This is a genomic window from Paralysiella testudinis, assembly GCF_016894345.1.
Lineage (GTDB): Bacteria > Pseudomonadota > Gammaproteobacteria > Burkholderiales > Neisseriaceae > Paralysiella > Paralysiella testudinis.
Map to the genome: position 1 here is coordinate 2,404,532 of NZ_CP069798.1, position 18,334 is coordinate 2,422,865.

17 protein-coding genes and 2 pseudogenes are annotated in these 18,334 nt (G+C 52.6%); 9 read left to right on the forward strand and 10 right to left on the reverse strand.

Annotated features, from left to right (window positions below):
- The first annotated feature begins 136 nt into the window (after positions 1-136).
- On the forward strand, positions 137-457 hold the full coding sequence (locus tag JQU52_RS12275) for a DUF2288 domain-containing protein (RefSeq protein WP_230338765.1): 321 nt from the start codon (positions 137-139) through the stop codon (positions 455-457).
- Between the two features lie 220 nt (positions 458-677).
- Here JQU52_RS12275 and JQU52_RS12280 read toward each other — a convergent pair whose 3' ends face one another.
- A complete protein-coding gene (locus tag JQU52_RS12280) occupies positions 678-1,391 on the reverse strand; it encodes a DUF4400 domain-containing protein (protein ID WP_230338766.1) in 714 nt (237 codons plus the stop codon).
- 117 nt (positions 1,392-1,508) lie between these two features.
- On the opposite strand from JQU52_RS12280, the gene JQU52_RS12285 reads away from it, so the two are divergent.
- Together JQU52_RS12285 and JQU52_RS12290 are read left to right on the forward strand one after the other, a co-directional pair.
- A complete protein-coding gene (locus tag JQU52_RS12285) occupies positions 1,509-2,033 on the forward strand; it encodes a winged helix-turn-helix domain-containing protein (protein WP_230338247.1) in 525 nt (174 codons plus the stop codon).
- Positions 1,960-2,559, forward strand: coding sequence for an IS630 family transposase (locus JQU52_RS12290; RefSeq protein ID WP_230340582.1), 600 nt, complete (start codon positions 1,960-1,962; stop codon positions 2,557-2,559). Before JQU52_RS12285 ends, JQU52_RS12290 begins: the two co-directional genes overlap by 74 nt.
- Here JQU52_RS12290 and JQU52_RS12295 read toward each other — a convergent pair.
- Together JQU52_RS12295 and JQU52_RS12300 are read right to left on the reverse strand one after the other, a co-directional pair.
- Positions 2,554-2,718, reverse strand: a complete 165-nt coding sequence (locus tag JQU52_RS12295; protein ID WP_230338767.1) for a hypothetical protein — start codon at positions 2,716-2,718, stop codon at positions 2,554-2,556. The genes JQU52_RS12290 and JQU52_RS12295 overlap by 6 nt on opposite strands.
- A 17-nt stretch (positions 2,719-2,735) precedes the next feature.
- A complete protein-coding gene (locus JQU52_RS12300; protein WP_328301428.1) occupies positions 2,736-3,329 on the reverse strand; it encodes a DDE-type integrase/transposase/recombinase in 594 nt (197 codons plus the stop codon).
- Between the two features lie 576 nt (positions 3,330-3,905).
- Here JQU52_RS12300 and JQU52_RS12305 point away from each other — a divergent pair.
- Both JQU52_RS12305 and JQU52_RS12310 read left to right on the forward strand, forming a co-directional pair.
- Positions 3,906-6,311, forward strand: a complete 2,406-nt coding sequence (locus tag JQU52_RS12305) for an SNF2-related protein (protein ID WP_230338769.1) — start codon at positions 3,906-3,908, stop codon at positions 6,309-6,311.
- A gap of 326 nt (positions 6,312-6,637) precedes the next feature.
- Positions 6,638-7,744: a DUF6094 domain-containing protein gene (locus JQU52_RS12310; protein WP_230338770.1), complete on the forward strand. Its 1,107-nt coding sequence runs from the start codon at positions 6,638-6,640 to the stop codon at positions 7,742-7,744.
- 140 nt (positions 7,745-7,884) lie between these two features.
- Here JQU52_RS12310 and JQU52_RS12315 read toward each other — a convergent pair.
- From JQU52_RS12315 to JQU52_RS12325, 3 genes and pseudogenes are all read right to left on the reverse strand, one after another.
- Positions 7,885-8,543: pseudogene (locus JQU52_RS12315) on the reverse strand (transposase).
- 106 nt (positions 8,544-8,649) lie between these two features.
- On the reverse strand, positions 8,650-9,048 hold the full coding sequence (locus tag JQU52_RS12320) for a type II toxin-antitoxin system VapC family toxin (protein WP_230338771.1): 399 nt from the start codon (positions 9,046-9,048) through the stop codon (positions 8,650-8,652).
- Positions 9,049-9,059: 11 nt separating this feature from the next.
- A complete protein-coding gene (locus JQU52_RS12325) occupies positions 9,060-9,299 on the reverse strand; it encodes an antitoxin (protein ID WP_230338772.1) in 240 nt (79 codons plus the stop codon).
- 293 nt (positions 9,300-9,592) lie between these two features.
- Here JQU52_RS12325 and JQU52_RS12330 point away from each other — a divergent pair, with 293 nt between their 5' ends.
- Complete coding sequence (locus JQU52_RS12330; protein WP_230338773.1) at positions 9,593-10,231, forward strand: hypothetical protein; 639 nt, start codon at positions 9,593-9,595, stop codon at positions 10,229-10,231.
- A 149-nt stretch (positions 10,232-10,380) separates the two neighbouring features.
- Complete coding sequence (locus JQU52_RS12335) at positions 10,381-11,115, forward strand: DUF1281 family ferredoxin-like fold protein (RefSeq protein ID WP_230338774.1); 735 nt, start codon at positions 10,381-10,383, stop codon at positions 11,113-11,115.
- A gap of 99 nt (positions 11,116-11,214) precedes the next feature.
- On the opposite strand, the gene JQU52_RS12340 is transcribed toward JQU52_RS12335, so the two are convergent.
- From JQU52_RS12340 to lgt, 4 genes and pseudogenes are all read right to left on the reverse strand, one after another.
- Complete coding sequence (locus tag JQU52_RS12340) at positions 11,215-11,520, reverse strand: type II toxin-antitoxin system RelE/ParE family toxin (protein ID WP_230338775.1); 306 nt, start codon at positions 11,518-11,520, stop codon at positions 11,215-11,217.
- Position 11,521: 1 nt separating this feature from the next.
- On the reverse strand, positions 11,522-11,830 hold the full coding sequence (locus JQU52_RS12345) for a type II toxin-antitoxin system Phd/YefM family antitoxin (protein WP_230338776.1): 309 nt from the start codon (positions 11,828-11,830) through the stop codon (positions 11,522-11,524).
- Positions 11,831-11,959: 129 nt separating this feature from the next.
- A pseudogene (locus JQU52_RS12350) lies at positions 11,960-13,266 on the reverse strand (IS5 family transposase).
- 447 nt (positions 13,267-13,713) lie between these two features.
- Positions 13,714-14,574 carry a prolipoprotein diacylglyceryl transferase gene (gene lgt / locus JQU52_RS12355; protein WP_230338777.1) on the reverse strand — a complete coding sequence of 287 codons (861 nt, stop codon included), beginning with the start codon at positions 14,572-14,574 and terminating at the stop codon, positions 13,714-13,716.
- Positions 14,575-14,852: 278 nt separating this feature from the next.
- On the opposite strand from lgt, the gene JQU52_RS12360 reads away from it, so the two are divergent.
- Positions 14,853-15,980, forward strand: coding sequence for an aminotransferase class V-fold PLP-dependent enzyme (locus JQU52_RS12360; RefSeq protein WP_230338778.1), 1,128 nt, complete (start codon positions 14,853-14,855; stop codon positions 15,978-15,980).
- A gap of 369 nt (positions 15,981-16,349) precedes the next feature.
- Entirely contained in the window at positions 16,350-18,332 is a 1,983-nt protein-coding gene (locus JQU52_RS12365; RefSeq protein WP_230340583.1) for a DNA topoisomerase IV subunit B, read from the forward strand.
- The last annotated feature ends 2 nt before the right edge of the window (positions 18,333-18,334 follow it).

Here is an 18,334-nt window from a genome sequence, read left to right on the forward strand (position 1 = left end):
ATATAAAAACGGCTTTCAGGCTGCCTGAAAGCCGTTTTGGTATTTTTTTAACATGCTTGATAAAAAGCGCTTAGCACCACTGTGCGGTAAAATATCGGGCATCCCTGCTCGACCTACATCTTCACCGGAAATCCCCATGCATTCCGAACACCCCGATGACACCCAGCACCTCAACCACAAACTTAATTTGGAAACCGCGCGCATCCACTGGCACGAACTGCAAACCCATTTCGCCCGCGGCATGGTGATTTGGGTGGCCGCCGAATTGGATTTGGTGAACATCGCCCACTTAATCGCTACCGACAACAGCGCCGCCATCGCCCTATTGATGCACGAAGGTAAACTCGCCCCCGTGAGCACCGCCCAAGCGCAGCAATTCTGGCAACACAACACCGCCCTATGGGCGGTGGTGGTGGCACCGTGGGTATTGGTGCAATCGATTGAAATCGCGCATTAAAATTGAATAATGGCCAAAATAAAGGCTGCCTAAAACGCAGTTTCTGCTCAGAAACTTCGTTTTAGCTCACCTCAGTAAGACGCTCGTACCCAAAGAATATAGGCCAAGAAATTTGAAAATGTCGCAAGGAAAAAACTAACAACGGTTTAAGATTAACCCAATCTTCTTATGTTGACAAGTATTTACAAAATGATTCCGAAATTCATACGGTAAGAAACATTCACAAATACTTCTTCAAATACTTGGCCTGCAAGAATGTCATCACCGCCGCTGCTACCGCCGGTACAGTGAGCCACAAGGGCGAAACCGCCACCGGCAGGCACAAATAAACCAATAGGCTGCTCCATACAATGCCGCTGCGCCAGTATTTGGCGCGGTGGTAGAGGCCGGCACTTTCCCTGCCGGCGTTTTCTTGGCGGATGCGGCGTTGTACCAAGCCATCAATCAAGCCCAATAGGGTCAGAAATAAGGCAAACAGGGCGAACAAGATCGCATTGCCCAGCCGCACGGCAATGATTTTAAGGGTGTCGTCAAAGCGTTGCAGGTAGCCGATATGGGTTTTCAGCGTTTGGCCGATGCCGTAGCCGAAATCACCGGGCAGATTGCTGTTCAAGGCGCGGTTGATTTGGCTCCATTCAAAAAATACCGTACTGAATGCACTGTAGGCATACCGGGCTGCCTGAATGTTGATGCCGGGCTTGTCTCCCGCTGTTTGGCTGTTGAACTCAGCCCACAGGCTTTGCTGCCCCAGCTGCTGTGTCATAGTGGTTTCCTGTTGCAGCAGCGAGGGTTGGTGAAACCAGGTCTGCAGAATCATAGAGCTGCCGAATACAATCAGAATCACGAAGGCCAATACCCTGAGCCAGCGTAAGGGTGCGGTGAGGAAACGCAGTATCAGCGATTCGGTAATAAAGTCCGTCGGTGATTTAGCCATAATGCGACCCTTCAACGAAGACGTCTTCTGCCGCTTCTTTCAGGCGGCTTAAGCGTACAATCTCCCGCATCCGTTCGGCCATTATACCAATAAAAATAAATAAGCTATAATCACCCTATGCCTAAACTGACCCCAAAAAACCACCAGCTCACCGAGCATGATTTTCTCAAACTCGCCAAAACAGAATCCCACCCACGGGCACGGACACGGTTGTTTATATTGCACCAACTGCAACAAGGTCAAACACCCGAAGAAATCGCCCCACGGTTTGGACTCCATCCGCTAACCATACACATATTACGGCGCAAATATTGGGAATTCGGTATTGAACAGGCCATTTACGACAAACAGCGACCCGGCCGCAACAGCAAACTAAAGCCGCAAGACCATCAAGCCTTCAAACAACGCATCATCGAAGAACAAGAAAAACGCGAAGGCGGCAGGCTCACCGCCGAAGACATCCATACCATTGCCGCCCAAGAATTCAATGCCCACTACAAACACAGCAGCTGCCTATATCCTTTGTTGCACCGTATCGGCATGAGTTGGATCACCGCCCGCAGCCGCCATCCGCAGGCAGACCCACAAGCGCAAGACGCTTTTAAAAAACTTTACCGACCGGGTAAAAGCGGTATTACCTGAACACATCAAACCCGAACACGTCGACATTTGGTTTCAAGACGAAAGCCGCATCGGACAACAAGGCAGCCTCACCCGTGTATGGCACGAAAAGGGAAAAAGACCACGCATTATCCGCCAACAGCAGTTTGAATACGCCTATATCTTTGGTGCAGTGTGCTTGAGAACCGGAACAACAGCGGCTTTGGTGATGCCTAGTGTGAACAAAGAGGCGATGCTGCTGCATTTACGGCAAATATCGAAAGAAACCCCCGAAGGCCGGCATGCTGTGGTGGTGATGGACGGTGCGGGTTGGCATCAGGATGTCAGCGAACTGAAAAACATATCCATATTGAAACTGCCGCCGTATTCACCGGAATTAAACCCTATAGAACGGATATGGCGGCAGCTGAAGCAAACCTCTTTATCCAACCGTTGCTATAAGGGCTATGGGCAGATTGTAGAGGCCGGCTGTGCTGCGTGGAATGCGTTGGTTGCAGAAAAAGACAAGCTCTGTTCGCTGGTGGCTTGTGAATGGGCTTTATTATAGATTATTTATTTTAAATGGTATTACATTGAGGTTGGCCGGGATGTCGGCATCGGTATCCGGCAGGGGTAAGGGCAAGCGCAATTTGTACAGGTTGCCGCCATCGAGCAAGGCGAAGGCCTGCCCTTTGGGCAATGCCATCAAATCGGAGGGCGCCAACATGGGCACGGTTTCGCTGCTCAGGCGGTCTTCATTGTGGCTGGTGAAGTCTTCGTAACCTTCGGGGTGTTAAGACCCATAATCTTCTGGAATGGATTTTCACGAAACAATTCAGGCTCTAGATTATAGCAATCTTCCAAAGCCTGCCAAGGCGTTTTGTACTTCAACGACCGTAAGGGGCGTTGATGGTTGTAATACAGCAAAAATACCATCAAGTGCCGTTTAAGTTCGTCAGGATGCTCATAGTGGAAGCGTTTGACCGTTACCTCTTTCAGCATCTTGTTGGTAATCTCCACCTGCCCGTTCGTCCATGGATGACGGAATTTCGTGGTACGGTGCTCAATGCCCAAATGCCGGCAAAGCTCGTCAAACGGATGCTCCTTATCAGGCCGTTGTGCTTGGCTCAGCAAGTTGTAGGTAAACTGCGCACCGTTGTCCGTTAGGATATGGGTGATTTTAAACACACAATCTTGTTGTAGGTTGCGCAGAAAAGAAACGGCGGTTTTCTGCGTCATACGCGGATGAAGTTCTGCATAAACATATTTGGTTTTGCGGTCGATGGCGACAAACAGGTACAGCTTGCCGGTTTCACAACGCACCTCGGTGATGTCGATATGGACAAAGCCAACCGGATATTGTTTGAATGTTTTTTACCTTTTTGGCCATCGGATTCATTCTTGGGTAAGCGCGACAATCCGTGATGTTGCAAGCACCGGTGCAGATTGGAGCGGCTCAGCTTTGGAATATTGGGCTTGAAGATGATATACAGCTCGTCCAATGACAGCCGCAGATGTCGCCGGACGGTACAGATTGCCTGCTGCTCCGATTCGGTCAACACGCTGGGGCGGGTTTTGGGGCCGGACTTTTTATCTTCGACCGAATCTGCGTGTTTCCAGTAGAGAACGGTTTTGAAATTAATATTGTATTTTTAGCTAACGCTGCGATGCTCTCTTCAGACTCTTGTATTTCTTTTCTGATTCTAGGCGTAGTCTTGGCGTTACCATGCAATATGCTTGCCATAAGTCGGTCTCTTTTAATTGGGGTAATGATACTCCATAAAATTCAGGGACTAAACAGTTAATGACCCTGTGGTGTCGATTAAAAGCTTACCCTTAACGGCCTTGTGCCCATATCAACCCTCGCGGGAATTTCCCGCAAGAGGGATTCCCGCTTTTTATACGGAGAATCCCATGTTCAATACTTCATCTGCCACCATTCCGGCTGTATCTACTTCATCCCCATCTGTTTTATCTGTAACCAGCCCGCCGTCACCGGCCGCAACCACGCCGCCTGACGACATCCCTTTAACCCAGTTTCTGCAAGACTTCGGCGACAGCCTGTTTACTGCTGTCACCGAGCAGAATCGTCCGGTTTATGCCGGTCAAACCTATCCGGCTCACGAAGCGGTAATGGACGGCTTAGCCCGTCCTTTGTTTGCCGCCCAACGCGAAGTGGTGCGGGCGGTCAATCAGTTGCTGTTGGTGGAGGACAAACCGGCCGCCATCGTCAATGCCGAAATGGGCACCGGTAAAACCATGATGGCCATTGCTGCCGCTGCCGTGGCACATCAGGCCGGAGTGGTGCGCACCTTGGTGCTCAGCCCGCCGCACTTGGTGTACAAATGGCGCCGGGAAATCCTTAAAACCGTACCGGATGCACGGGTATGGGTTTTAAATGGTACCGACACCTTGGCCAAGCTGCTGCACATCCGTGCCATGCAGCAAAAGCCGACCGTGCCGGAGTTCTTTATTCTCGGCCGGGTACGCATGCGCATGGGTTTTCATTGGCGCCCGGCGTATGGGCAGCGCTATCGGTCGTATCGGTCATATCGGTATTTGGATGATGACGATAAAATCTGCTGCTTGCGCGAACCGGTTTTTTGCTGCCCGAAGTGTGGGCAGGAAATCACCGATGCGGAAGGCAAGCCCTATATCAATGAATCATTTCTGCAAGAAGCGCTGGCCAAAGAGCGCCGCTACTGCCGACACAAAACACGCCAAGGCCTCAGCGCACGCACGTGTGACGAACCTCTGTGGACTTTGTGTCGTCGCATCCGCCATGATGAGCCGCTCAGTGTCTACGAACGGGTCATTAAGGCCATTTCCGGCTTGCCCGGACTGGGACCAAAAACGGCGGCACGGCTGGTGCAGCAGTTTGGTGAAACCATGTTGGCCGAGCTGCTGGAAAACAACATCCAAGCGTTTTCCAATCTGATGGATGAACACGGGGAGTTTGTGTTCAGTGACCAGCAAGCCACCCGTCTGGATCGGGCTTTGAGTAAAACCGAGTTTTCACTTGGCCAAGGCGGTTATCAGCCGACCGAATTCATCAAACGCTATCTACCCCGGCATTATTTCGGGCTGATGGTGGTGGATGAAGGGCATGAGTACAAAAACTACGGTACGGCTCAAGGTCAGGCGATGGGCGTATTGGCACGCAGTACACGCAAGGTGCTTTGCCTCACCGGCACCTTGATGGGCGGCTATGCCGAAGACCTGTTTTACCTGCTCTGGCGGCTGTTGCCGCAAGCCATGCTGGAAGACGGCTTCGGCTACAACAAGTCGGGCACCTTGGGGGCAGCGTCGATGGCTTTTATGCGCCAACACGGGGTATTGAAAGACATTGTGCGCAGCCATGGCAGCGAATGCGACAAGGGTTCTTTCAGCAGTGCACGCGCCAAACGCAATCAGGTACGTACCGCGAAGGCCCCGGGGTTTTCACCGCTGGGCATTATGCGTTATGTGTTGCCGATAACCGTGTTTTTGAAGTTGCGGGATTTGGGTGAAGGCGTATTGCCGCCGTACACGGAAATCTTCCGGCCGGTGAGCATGAGCCAAACACAGCAGGATGTGTACCGGCGAATGAGCGCCGAACTGCAAGACCATCTGCGCATGGCCATGAGCAAAGGTGACAATACCCTCACCGGTGTGGTCACCAGTACGCTGTTGGCTTGGCCGGACTGCTGCCATCAGCCCGAACGGGTATTCTGGCGCAGCAAAGGCCGCTTGTTGTTTGAAACCGGCCCGCTATTCGCTGAAGATGAGCTGTCACCCAAAGAGGAGGACATGCTGGCGGTGGTTCGACAAAGCCTGGCCAAAGGCCGGCGCTGCCTAATCTATTCAACCTACACCGACACCCGCGATACCACCACACGGCTGCAGCGCATCCTCACCGATGCCGGCATCAGAGCCGCAGTGATGCGTGCAACGGTGAAAGCCGATGAACGGGAAGACTGGGTGGCGGCACGGCTGGATGATGGCTGTCAGGTGATTGTCTGCAACCCCGAGCTGGTCAAAACCGGCCTCGATCTGTTGGCTTTTCCCACCATTTACTTTATGCAGACCGGCTACAACGTGTACACGTTGATGCAGGCGGCACGACGTTCATGGCGGATTGGCCAGCAAGAAGCGGTCGAGGTGTATTTTGCCGGCTATATGGATACGGCACAGCAAATCTGTCTGGAGCTGATGGGTCAAAAAATGGCCGTCACCCAGTCCACTTCCGGGGATATGCCCGACAGTGGTTTGGATATTCTGAACCAAGCCGAAGATTCGGTGGAAGTTCAGTTGGCCAAACGGTTGCTGGATTTAGCGTAACGTAACCCTAGGATGGCACCGGCCATCTGTTTCAGCCCACTTCGGTGGGTTTTTTCAGGCAGCCTGAAATTAAGCCAAGCCAGGCTGCCTGAAAAAACCTATCGCACCATCATCACTTCATCACGCATCACTCCATTAGTTTTTACCGCCGGCAGTCGCTTACTGCCATCCGCTTGATGCAGCTGTTTCCGGCATCACCCGCACTGTTGCGGCCACAGCCTGATGTTTCATCCAGTCCACTTTTATTTTACCAACACACCCACAAGGGAACCCGCGTCCTTGGTGGCGCAGGTTTCCCGTTTTCTATTTTTAACCGGAGGCCTGCCATGTCCAACCATTTGATGCACCCGCGCGTAGCGCACAATCATGCCGACAACGGCTATTTCCCCACCGATGCGGCCACTTTGAACGGCATTAATGCCCGGCTCGACATCGGCGGCAACCAACTGCGCTTATTTGATCCTTGTTGCGGCGGCGGTAATGCACTGGCCGCTGTGGCCATGCACCTAACCGAGTGCGGCAGCCAATGCCACACCTTCGGCGTCGAGCTGGACCGGGCGCGGGCGCATGCCGCCGGCGGCTTGATCGACAACGTGGTACGGGCCGATATTGAAAGCTGCATCCTGCAGCCCAAAACCGTCGGCCTATTGTTTCTCAACCCGCCTTACGGCTTCGGCAACCGTGACCAGTTGTCGGGCAGCCGCAACAAACGCCTGGAAGAAACCTTCTTTGAGCGCACAATACCGGTATTGCAGGACAACGGTATTTTGGTGTTGATTGTGCCGATACAATCGCTGACCGATGCCTTTACCCGCGACATCGCTTCCCGTTTTACTCAGGTGCGGATGTTTAAAGCCGGCGTCGACACCTACAAACAGGTGGTGATTCTGGCGGTCAAACCCCGGGTGCGTGCCGGCATCAGCAAGGCACAGATCAAACAGCAGCAGCAATGCCTGCTGGATGTGGATGCCGCCGTGCCGATTAGCGATGCCGAAGTGGATTTTTGGTATGAAGTACCGCCGCTGCCGGCGAAGGTTTTTCGGCCCATCAACCATGCGGTCGATGCCGAAGGCCTGCAATCGGAGCTGGCGGATACGCAGAAGCAAACTTTGTGGCCGAATTTCGGTCATTGGTTTGGTGAAGGCCTGTTACCTGAAAAACGCCGGCCGTTGTGTGCACTGGGTCAGTGGCATGCTGCGTTGGCACTGGCCGCCGGCCAGGTCAGCGGTATTGTGACCGACGGCCGTGGCCGCCGCTTATTGATTAAAGGCAGTACCCATAAAACCAAAGTCACCACCGTGGAAGAGCAATCCGACCATGACGGCAATGCCGTGGTGGTCACCACCGCACTGGACCGCTTTGTACCCAGCATCCGCGCCATTGATTTGACGCCGGGCAGTGCGGGTTTTGGGGATGTGTTAACCATCAAGTAGTCTTTTAGGGCATAAGGCGGTCGGGGTTGTTGACCGACCAGCCGACCGCCTAAATCTAAACATGCAGTGCTTATTCAGGCAGCCTTTCAGGCTGCCTGAATGGATCTGTTTTTAGCTTAGGGCCTGTTCACAATTACTTGTCATAAAGGTAACCACATCACAATGCACCCCAATAAAACCGTACTGTGGAAGTTACGTTTCAGCTTATCGTAACGGCTGGCAATCGCTCGGAAATGTTTCAAACGGCAAAAGGCATTCTCTACCAAATGCCTGATTTTATATAAATACCAGTCCATGTTTTTATTTTTCTCTTCCCTATTTTTTTATAGGGAATATTGGCTTTCGCACCGCTTTGCTCTATTTGCTCCCTGAGCCGGTCTGAATCGTAACCTTTGTCCGCATTAACCAACTCAGTTTCGGTAAGGTTGATGTTGTCAAGCAGCTCCGGTGCAACGGTGACATCATGGATATTGCCCGCAGTACTGAGCGCTGAAGCGCAGTGTTGGTGGGCACGGATATAACTGCCGTCTATGGCTACCCACTCCAAGTCACTCTCTTGGCTGAGCTGTTTCAAGATTGCAGTAAAAATGCCTTTTTCTGACCAACGGTTATAAGCGGTATAAACAGTATGATACTTGCCGAAATACTCGGGCAAATCCCGCCACGGTATGCCGGTTCTTATTCTGTAAAGTATGCCTTCAAGAATTCTGCGCAAATTGGGTTTGCTATAAATACCCAAATCACGCAGAATAGGTAACAGCTTCGTCCAATGTTCATCTTTGAGTAGTGTACGGGGCATCGCAGGTGTATTGGGGGAGGGTGAGAACTTCCTTTTATGCCTGCGTTTCTTTTTTATTCAAGGGTATGACAAGTAATTGTGAACAGACCCTAGTCTGGCGCACAGATTAATCCGGATCGGGCTGTGTCCAATCCTGTACCGCCAAGCCGGTGATTTTATGAAAAGCTTGATCATTGCTGATTAATGTGGCACCGATGCTGTGTGCGTGTGCCGCAATCAACATATCCAAGGGTGCCAAGCTTTTGCCCATCCCTTCGATACCGGCTTTCAACAAGCCATAATCTTGGGCAGCCTGTTCATCAAACGGCAATACCGCCACCCGCAGCAAAAATTCAGCCACCGCCCGATGCAGCGTATGTGCATCCGGCTTCTTGGCCAAGCCGTAGCTGATTTCCGCGTGGGTAATGGCGGATATGCACAAGGAGGCCATCGGCACGGACTGCAATCGATCCATAACCGCCGCTTGTTGCTTCAAAACATGGCTCACCATATTCGTGTCAAGCATATAGTGCGGCATTATTCCGGCCAATCTTCAAATACATCACGATTATGCGCGGTCAAATCCCGTTCTATGGTTTCACCGTCTAACTGGTTGGCGGCCACAATAAAGCCCTGCCAATCGCTTGGTCGCTTAGACAGAATGACATCACCGTTTTTATCGCGGCGGATATAGACACTGTCACCATCAAAACGGAACGCTGCTGGCAGCCGGACTGCCTGGCTGCGGCCATTATTGAATAATTTGGCAATTTGCATAATTTTACCCTCCTATACCGCTGCCGATAGAAACAAAAATATAACAGGTCAAATGGTATATATCAAGATAGATTACAAATGCCGTCATTAAATGCCGCCATTATTTGCAGCGGCTAAGCAATACATAAGGCAACAGTGCCTGTGCCAAGTCGTAACACAGCCGACAGTCTGCCACTGTCTTGATGACTGCCGTTAATCAGCATCAGCTGCATTCGTGCAGCCACGGCCTTCTTTTTCAACCCTTTGGGGCACCACCCCGAAGGGGCATGGTGCCTCTTTTTTGGAGATACATCATGCCTTTCAACACCTACATCGTTTGGTTCAACGATGCTTTTGATACGGTAGAAAACGCAGCAGAAGCGCTCAATGGCGCAGTTCTGCCGCCGGTGAATACCGATGACCCTGAAGCGATTATCAGTGCCGTCGGCCACCATCTGGAAAGTATCGGCTATTGCCGTGCACTTATCCTAGGTGTGCAGCCGGTGGTCGACTATATCTTTGGTGAAAACCGGCTCGAAGCCATGCCGTGCCGCAACAGCAACAGCTACACCGCTGCAGTGGTGATTCCGGCTGTTGATGGCTCAATGGTTAGCCAAACCGGTACCTTGAACACAGATGATTTGTTATTGCTGTTGTTAGCGGCATCGCCGGCTTATGCCGATATTGCCTGGTTACTGAAAGATGTCGCGTACGGCAGCAGCAATTATACGGTTCATTTGTCTGAAAGGCTCAGTATGGAAGATGCACGCTGGCTATACAGCCGCCATCAGCAAACGATTGTCGATTGGATGCAAAAAAATCAGCTGTCATTGAGTCATTTTGACGCCGATACAGCTACTGTTTTGACCCAGACCGACAAAGTTTGCCTGGCTGTGGTATATCGCTGGGCCTGCCATACCGTCCGGGCTTATCTACACCACTTGGCGCAATAACTCAGCAGTAAAGCACTTGCCATCTGAAATGTGCGCCGTTAGCTCAACGGTGATGGCTCTTTATCAACCCGGGCACAAGCCCTTTTTTACACCCTGCGGGTAACCATGCCCGCAGGCATGGTTTGCCTGCTTTTTTAAGGAATATGACCATGCCTAACTGGTGTCTTAACCACGTACTGATTGAAGGCGATGCCGAATTGATTGCCGATTTGGCCGCCAGAATGATCAGCGACAATCCCGACCAACCCTTTGACTTCAACGGCATCCATCCGATGCCGGAGGAATTACTGGTAGCTGCCGGTTCCGGATCAATGATCATGTTGGAGTGGAACCGGCTTAAGCCGGAAACCCTGTTGTCCGAAGCCGCCGGCACGCTCTGCCAGTGGCACATTGATTTACTGCAACAACACCTGTCACCCTTGACCGACTGGCCAAGCTTAACCGTTGCCCATGCCAGCACCTTGTTGGCTGACGATATTGATTTACAGCGTCGCTGCCGTACTGATTTGGCACTTGGTGTCCAGCTTCAGCGCAATATCGAGCGTTATGGTCATCCTAGTTGGTACGACTGGCGTGTTGAAAACTGGGGTACCAAGTGGAATGCCTGTGAGTCGACGTTTACAGTCGGTCCAAACAGCATTAAGGTATCATTTGACACTGCCTGGGCACCACCGGAAGGGGTGTATGCCGCCATCTGTGCAGCATATCCCGACCTACAACTGACGGCCCTTTACATTGAAGATGGCATGTCTTTTGCCGGCAGTTTCTACAATGCTAATGGCCACTTGGATGATGAACCTTGTAGTGACTGTTGCATTGCTGATTTCGGCGCCGAACATTTCGGTTTTGATTTGAGCGATGACGAGGACGATGATGAAGATTAGCATCCGAAACCCGTAACCGCAGTCCCCAAAATCCCCGCTTGCCGTGTGCATGCGGGGATTTTTTTGTTTTAACCGCAGAGTTTGGTTAAAGAAGCTGCTTCAGGAAGATTGAGAAAGCGGGAAAACCCTGGATGTATGAACCACCCGTACAATCAGAATTTCATTTACGGCTTCATCTATCGTAAACAATGCACGGTAGGGCAGCTTGTAAATAATACGGTCATAAAACCCTGCAACGATCAGGCTTGCTTGGGTAATTTTAGGGTTATATACCAGTTTCTGAATATCGGCAGTAATTCGTTGTATGATGTTGTCAGCCAAAGGCAAACCGCCTTGGCCAGCATAGTAGGCGGCAATCTCTGCCAAATCATCGGAGGCCTGCTCGGAATAAATGATTCGAAACATATTACTTGCTGCCGATTTTGGCTCTGACTTTCTGCATCACAAGCTGATGGATTTCGCCGGCCTGAATGCCGGTGTCAGGGTTGGCCCGGTGCTTGGCCAAAGCATCCTGCGTACTGGCGGACACCCACTCATCATAGCCGGCTTCTTTTTCCATCAATAAGTCAGCCAGGTAAGTGCCCTCCAAATCCTCAATGGATACAAAAACACCGGCAGGACGGTTGTTGCGTGTAATCAGAACCGGCTCGCGCTGTACCAAGTCCAAAACCGCACCAAAATGGGTTTTGGCATCTTTAGCGGTAAAAATCTGCATGACAGCCCTTACTCAATTAAAATGGTTAATGTGGTTATAGTGATTACTTTGATTCGGTTTGTCAAATGTTGGTGAATCAAAAAAACAGCGCCCCATATAACCTACGGGGCGCTGTTTTATTTCAGGTAGTCACCCCTGAAGAATCCATTCTTCCCGACTCTCTCCCACCCACCCCATAAGCCAAAAATACAACCACGCCAGTAATTTGCGCAGGTTGTAGGCAGCGGCAGCCAGAATCGGGTTCAAACGGTTGCCTGCTTCCCCTTTCAGGTGGTTTCTGCCCATACGGTTATCCGCCTTTAAGTGGCCTATTATCGGTTCTATTGCTGCTCTGCGTTTCATCCATCTTTTCATACTGCGGCTCGCTGTTTTCGGAATCTTACCGACCAGATGGATGATAGGCTTGCCCGATCCGTTTTGTTGATGTCCCCGGTATCCTTGGTCACAGTAGACATGTTGCGGGCTATGCCCACACACTTGCTGCATGTGTGCCAATGCATCAGCCAGTGTATGCCCGTCGTAAGGGTTGGCTAATCCTTGGGCACTCAATACCCAGTTGTTCTTCGAGCTGCTGACGAGGGAAACTTTATTACCGAATTCGTATTTTTTGTGTGCTTTGCCTTTGCCGATGCAATGCACTGCGGTTTCATGCCAACTGTAGATTTTGTTGGTGTCGCCGGTTTGTTGTCGGTAAATCAGTCGGGCGCGATCCAATAGGCTTTGTAGGGCTTGATCGGTTTGGCTGCCTTTGCGTTCCAGTTCGCGAATGATGCGGCCAAGGTAGTTTTTTAAAGTTTTGCAGGCTTTGTTGGCACGTTTGTATTGGCGGGCATGACGATAGCGGTTGTTGAGGATGAAGGCTTTCTTGCCGCTGCGCGCATAGCTTTGGCGTAAGGGAATATTGTGCTCTTGAGCGGCTTTGACCAATACTTGCCGGGCTTTGTGGTAGAGCTTGGCGTCTGTGGGAAAGGTGATGTTCTTTTCTTGTACGGTGGTGTCGACGTTGATGTGGTGAAATTCGCTGGGTTGGATGGCACCGCTTTCTTGGGCTGTGCGCAGTGTTTCAATCAGTAGGGCTTCGGCTTTATCTCCTACCCGCCGGCGCCATTTGACCAGTGAGGTGGGGTGTAGGGAAGTTGGTGCTGTAGGAATGAGTAGCCGCAAAAATATTGCCAGTAGGGGTTTTCCAGCCAGCGTACCAATACGCTTTCATCGCTTTCGTCAAAGGCGTGTTTGAGGTAATGCAGTCCGGCCAAAAGGCGGGTGGGTAGCGGCGGGTGGCCGGGGCCGGTGGTGTAGACGGTGTCGATTTGGGTGGCGATTCTGTCCCAGTTAATCTGATGCGCCAGTTTAACCAATGGGTGGCTCATGTTGATGATTTGGGACAGCTGTAATTGGAATAGGTCAGGGTGGTTGTCCGTGTGTTTGGGCTTCATAACTGCAAGGTTTTTGGGGTAGATTGGGGGTTTCTTGCAGTTGATTATAGTGGATTTTGAGCGTTTGTTTAATTAAATCATGAGGGTGGGGATTCTTCAGGGAGGACTATTTAGCATAAAAAACTGTATCATTTTGAGCGAAACCGCAAAAATATGCCCATTGCGGGCTAACGCTATTGCCAAAATATTTACACAAACCCCGGCATAAAAAAATCCGCCTCACGCTTTTAAACGGCTTGAGGCGGATGTTCAAACACATACCATTGCAACATTGCGGGTTGGCTTACATCAATATAGTGAAATAAATAAAAAGTGCTACAATGTTAGCCCGCCTTTGCGCAAAGCAAACGATGGTATACGGCGTTAAAACGCCAATAAAATCTGTCCCATACGTGTTGTCTACGGCTTGCTGCCTTATATCACTTGATTCTTTATTTCACTATATTTTCAGGCAGCCTGTTTATTGCGGCGGCCAAAATACACAAAACCGGCCAAGCCCAGCAAAATCATCGGCAGGCTCAGCCACTGCCCCATCGACATGCTCAAGGCCAACAAGCCGAGATAATCATCGGGCTGACGGGCAAATTCGGCAATAAAACGGAACACGCCGTAGCCCAGCAAGAATAAGGCCGCCACCTGCCCTTGTGGGCGCGGCTTTTGTGAAAACAGCCACACAATCACAAACAGTGCCACACCTTCCAGCGCAAACTGGTACAGCTGCGAGGGGTGGCGCGGCAGCATTTGCCATTGCTCCCATATGGCCAGCCAACGCGAAGGATCTTGCCCCACAATCGCCATGTCTTCGGCGCGTGCGTGCTGGAAACCCATCGCCCAAAATGCGTTGGGATCGGTGACCCGCCCCCACAATTCGCCGTTGATAAAATTGCCCAAGCGCCCAGAAGCCAGCCCCAGCGGCACCAGCGGCGCCACAAAATCGGCTACCTGCAAAAAAGAAATTTTGTGTTTGCGTGCAAACAGCGCCATCGCCGCCAACACGCCAATAAAGCCGCCGTGAAACGCCATGCCGCCTTGCCACACTTTCAAAATTTCCAGCGGGTGGCTTAAATAAAAGCCGGGCTGGTAAAACAGCACATAGCCCAAGCGCCCGCCGATAATCACCCCCAACACGCCCCAAGTTAGGAAGTCGTCGAGCATTTCATTGGTAAACACCGTATTGCCGCGCTTGATACGCCGCCGCCCCAGCCACATAAACAGCACAAAGCCAACGATATAGCTTAGGGCATACCAGCGGATGGCCAAGGGGCCGATGCTCAAGGCAATCGGATCGAAATTGGGGTGTATCATCATAATGCAGGAATTCCTGTGGCAAGGGCGATGTTTTCAGGCAGCCTGGGATGGATTTACTTTTCTCAAACTGCCTTTCAGGCAGCTTGAGATGGATTGATTTTTTCAGGCAGCCTTTCAGCAGCCTGAATGGCAACGCAAAACAGCGGGCATTATAGCCCATGCCCGCAGCGCATCCATAGGCACGCAAGCATAAAGTTTGGTCAACACCCCCTTGCATGGTGCCGCGCCTTCGGCCACAATCGGCCTCTATTGCGAATTTTTCTCTCAAGGAAGCACACATGACTGCCCTACTGCCCCACATCGACCCAGACGGCCTGCTCGAATACTCGGTGGTATACACCGACCGTGCACTCAATCATATGTCGGCGCGTTTTCAAACCGCCATGCGCGATATTTCCGGCCTGCTAAAACAGGTATACCACGCCGACGCGGTGGCCATTGTGCCCGGCAGCGGCACGTTTGCCATGGAAGCCGTGGCACGCCAGCTGGCGCAAGACCAAAGCTGCTTGGTGGTGCGCAACGGCTTTTTCAGCTTTCGCTGGTCGCAAATTTTGGAAATGGGCAACATCAGCCGTCAAGTCACGGTGATGAATGCCCAAGCGGCCGCAGGCAGCCAGCAGCCGTTTGCGCCCGCACCGATTGAGGCCGTGTGCGCCGCCATTGCCGAACAACGCCCGGCGGTGGTGTTTGCCCCGCATGTGGAAACCGCTTCCGGCATGATGCTGCCCGACAGCTATATCCGCCGCTTGGCCGACGCCGTGCATGCCGTGGGTGGCCTGCTGGTGATTGACTGCATTGCTTCGGGCACGGTGTGGCTAAACATGCAAGCACTGGGCATCGACGTATTGATTAGTGCGCCGCAAAAAGGCTGGAGCGGCTCGCCCTGCTGCGGCATGGTGATGCTGAGCGAAGCGGCCGTGGCGCGGGTAAACGACACCCAATCCAGCAGCTTTGCCTGTGATTTGAAAAAATGGCTGCACATCATGCAAGCCTATGAAAACGGTGGCCATGCTTATCATGCCACCATGCCCACCGATGCTTTGCTGGTGCTGCGCGATGTGATGCAAGAGGCTGAACGCATCGGCTTTGAGGCGCTGAAAACCGCCCAGCTGCAATTAGGCCAAGATGTGCGTGATTTGTTGGCCGAATACGGCTATGCCAGCGTGGCCGCCGCCGATTTTGCCGCCCCGGGTGTGGTGGTGTGCTACACCGACGATGCCGATATCCACAGCGGCAAAGCCTTTGCCCGCCACGGCGTGCAAATCGCTGCGGGGGTGCCCTTGCAAGTGGGCGAGCCGGCCGGTTTCCAAACTTTCCGCATCGGCTTATTTGGCCTAGATAAACTGCAAAACCCCGCCCGCACCGTGGCATCACTGCGCCAAGCACTGGATGAAATCCGGGCTTAAGGCACAGAATTAACACACTGTTAAAACATCAACACCAGCGGGGTTTTAGCTGCGCAGAAACTGCGTTTTAGCTGCGCAGAAACTGCGTTTTAGCTTCGCAGAAACTACGTTTTAGCTTCGCAGAAACTGCGTTTTAGCTTCGCAGAAACTGCGTTTTAGCTTCGCAGAAACTGCGTTTTAGCTTCGCAGAAACTGCGTTTTAGCTTCGCAGAAACTGCGTTTTAGCTTCGCAGAAACTGCGTTTTCAGGCAGCCTTATTTAAATATTCATGCCAAAAATAATTTGCACATGGCCGAAATCCCATCCATTTGGCCGCCACCGTTTTACCTTTCAGGCAGCCTTATCCGTTTGCCAACATCACGTGATTTTATGAGCCAAGCACAATACAACGAATCCAGCGTTACCGTTCTTAAAGGTTTAGAGCCGGTAAAAGAGCGGCCGGGCATGTACACCCGCACCGACAGCCCCACCCACATCATCCAAGAAGTCATCGACAACGCCGCCGACGAAGCTTTGGGCGGCTTTGCCGACCATATCGACGTTACCATCCACACAGACGGCTCCGTGAGCGTGGCCGACAATGGCCGCGGCATTCCCGTGGGCTTGCACCCGCTGGAGCAAGTGCCGGTGGTGGAACTGGTGTTTACCCAATTGCACGCGGGCGGCAAATTCAACAAAAAAAGCGGCAACGGCGCCTATGCCTTTTCCGGCGGTTTGCACGGCGTGGGTGTGTCGGTTACCAACGCGTTGTCTACCCGTTTGGAAGTTACCGTTAAGCGTGAAGGCAAAATCCACCGCATCGTGTTTGCCGGCGGCGATGTATTGGAGCCGCTGGCCGAAATCGGCAAATGCGCCCAAAAAGACAGCGGCACCGAAGTGCGCGTGTGGCCGGATGGGCGCTATTTTGAAAGCCCGCACCACCAATTGCCCGAGCTTGAGCGCCTGCTGCGCGCCAAAGCCGTGCTGCTGCCGGGCGTGCGCGTGCATTTAAGCCGCCCGGCCAAAGGCGAAGAAGCGCCGCAAACCCAAAGCTGGCACTACCCGCATGGCCTGAAAAGCTATTTGCTCAACCTGTTGGAAAACGCCCAAGAAGCCGTGCCTGTGTTTGCCGCCGAAAGCCATATCGGTGCCGACAGCGACAGCGATTTCAGCCCCGGCGAAGGCGTGTCGTTTGCGCTCACCTGGCTGGAAGAAGGCAGCGTGGCCTCCGAAAGCTATGTCAACCTGATTCCTACACCTTTGGGCGGCACCCACGAAGCCGGTTTGAAACAGGCCGTATTCAATGCTGTGAGCAACTTTATCAACCACCATAATTTATTGCCGCGCGGCGTTAAAGTGCAGTCCGACGACGTCTTCAACCGCGTGGCCTTTGTGCTCAGCACCCGTGTGCTCGACCCGCAATTCCAAGGCCAAACCAAAGACAAGCTCACCAACCGCGATGCGCTCAAGCTGGTGGCCGCCGTATCCGGCGACCCCATTGAATTGTGGCTCAACCAAAACGTAGACGCAGGCAAAAAAATTGCCGACCTGGCCATCAAACAGGCACAAGCGCGGATGCGCTCGGTGAAAAAAATCGAGAAGAAAAAAGGCTCCGGCGTGGCCGTGCTGCCCGGTAAACTCACCGACTGCGAAAGCGAAGACTTGCGCGAAAACGAATTGTTTTTGGTGGAAGGCGATTCCGCCGGCGGCTCGGCCAAGCTTGCGCGCGACAAAGCCACCCAAGCCATCCTGCCCTTGCGCGGCAAAGTGCTCAACAGCTTTGAAACCCACCGCGACCAGCTCTTTGGCAACAACGAAATCCACGACATCGCCGTGGCCATCGGCGTCGACCCCCATGGCAGCGGCGACACTGTGGATTTATCCGGCCTGCGCTACGGCAAAATCGCCATTCTGTCGGACGCCGACGTTGACGGCGCCCACATCCAAGTATTGCTGCTCACCCTGTTTTTCAAACACTTCCCCCAGCTGATTGCCCGCGGCCATATTTACGTGGCCCAGCCGCCGCTGTTTCGCGTAGACGTAAACGCCCAAGGCAAAAGCAAACCCGCGCGCAAACTCTACGCCCTAGACCAGCAAGAGCTCGACGGCATCCTCGAGCGCCTGCAAACCGAAGGCGTGCGCGACAGCGCCTACGCCATCAGCCGCTTTAAAGGCCTGGGCGAAATGAACCCCGACCAGCTCAAAGACACCACCATGCACCCCGACACCCGCCGCCTGCTGCAAGTGCGCATCCCCGCCGGCGGCGGTGAAAACACCGAACACATCTTTGTCAAACTGATGGGCAAAGGCGAAGCCGCCAGCCGCCGCGCCTGGATGGAAGCCGAAGGCGATAAGGTGGAGGCGGATATTTAAGC

Excerpts from the sequence above, each read along its gene's own strand:
- JQU52_RS12275 (WP_230338765.1), top strand. The coding sequence starts at position 137 with ATGCATTCCGAACACCCCGATGACACCCAGCACCTCAACCACAAACTT.
- JQU52_RS12280 (WP_230338766.1), bottom strand. The coding sequence starts at position 1,391 with ATGGCTAAATCACCGACGGACTTTATTACCGAATCGCTGATACTGCGT.
- JQU52_RS12285 (WP_230338247.1), top strand. The coding sequence starts at position 1,509 with ATGCCTAAACTGACCCCAAAAAACCACCAGCTCACCGAGCATGATTTT.
- JQU52_RS12295 (WP_230338767.1), bottom strand. The coding sequence starts at position 2,718 with ATGTTGGCGCCCTCCGATTTGATGGCATTGCCCAAAGGGCAGGCCTTC.
- JQU52_RS12305 (WP_230338769.1), top strand. The coding sequence starts at position 3,906 with ATGTTCAATACTTCATCTGCCACCATTCCGGCTGTATCTACTTCATCC.
- JQU52_RS12310 (WP_230338770.1), top strand. The coding sequence starts at position 6,638 with ATGTCCAACCATTTGATGCACCCGCGCGTAGCGCACAATCATGCCGAC.
- JQU52_RS12320 (WP_230338771.1), bottom strand. The coding sequence starts at position 9,048 with ATGCTTGACACGAATATGGTGAGCCATGTTTTGAAGCAACAAGCGGCG.
- JQU52_RS12325 (WP_230338772.1), bottom strand. The coding sequence starts at position 9,299 with ATGCAAATTGCCAAATTATTCAATAATGGCCGCAGCCAGGCAGTCCGG.
- JQU52_RS12330 (WP_230338773.1), top strand. The coding sequence starts at position 9,593 with ATGCCTTTCAACACCTACATCGTTTGGTTCAACGATGCTTTTGATACG.
- JQU52_RS12335 (WP_230338774.1), top strand. The coding sequence starts at position 10,381 with ATGCCTAACTGGTGTCTTAACCACGTACTGATTGAAGGCGATGCCGAA.
- JQU52_RS12340 (WP_230338775.1), bottom strand. The coding sequence starts at position 11,520 with ATGTTTCGAATCATTTATTCCGAGCAGGCCTCCGATGATTTGGCAGAG.
- JQU52_RS12345 (WP_230338776.1), bottom strand. The coding sequence starts at position 11,830 with ATGCAGATTTTTACCGCTAAAGATGCCAAAACCCATTTTGGTGCGGTT.
- lgt (WP_230338777.1), bottom strand. The coding sequence starts at position 14,574 with ATGATGATACACCCCAATTTCGATCCGATTGCCTTGAGCATCGGCCCC.
- JQU52_RS12360 (WP_230338778.1), top strand. The coding sequence starts at position 14,853 with ATGACTGCCCTACTGCCCCACATCGACCCAGACGGCCTGCTCGAATAC.
- JQU52_RS12365 (WP_230340583.1), top strand. The coding sequence starts at position 16,350 with ATGAGCCAAGCACAATACAACGAATCCAGCGTTACCGTTCTTAAAGGT.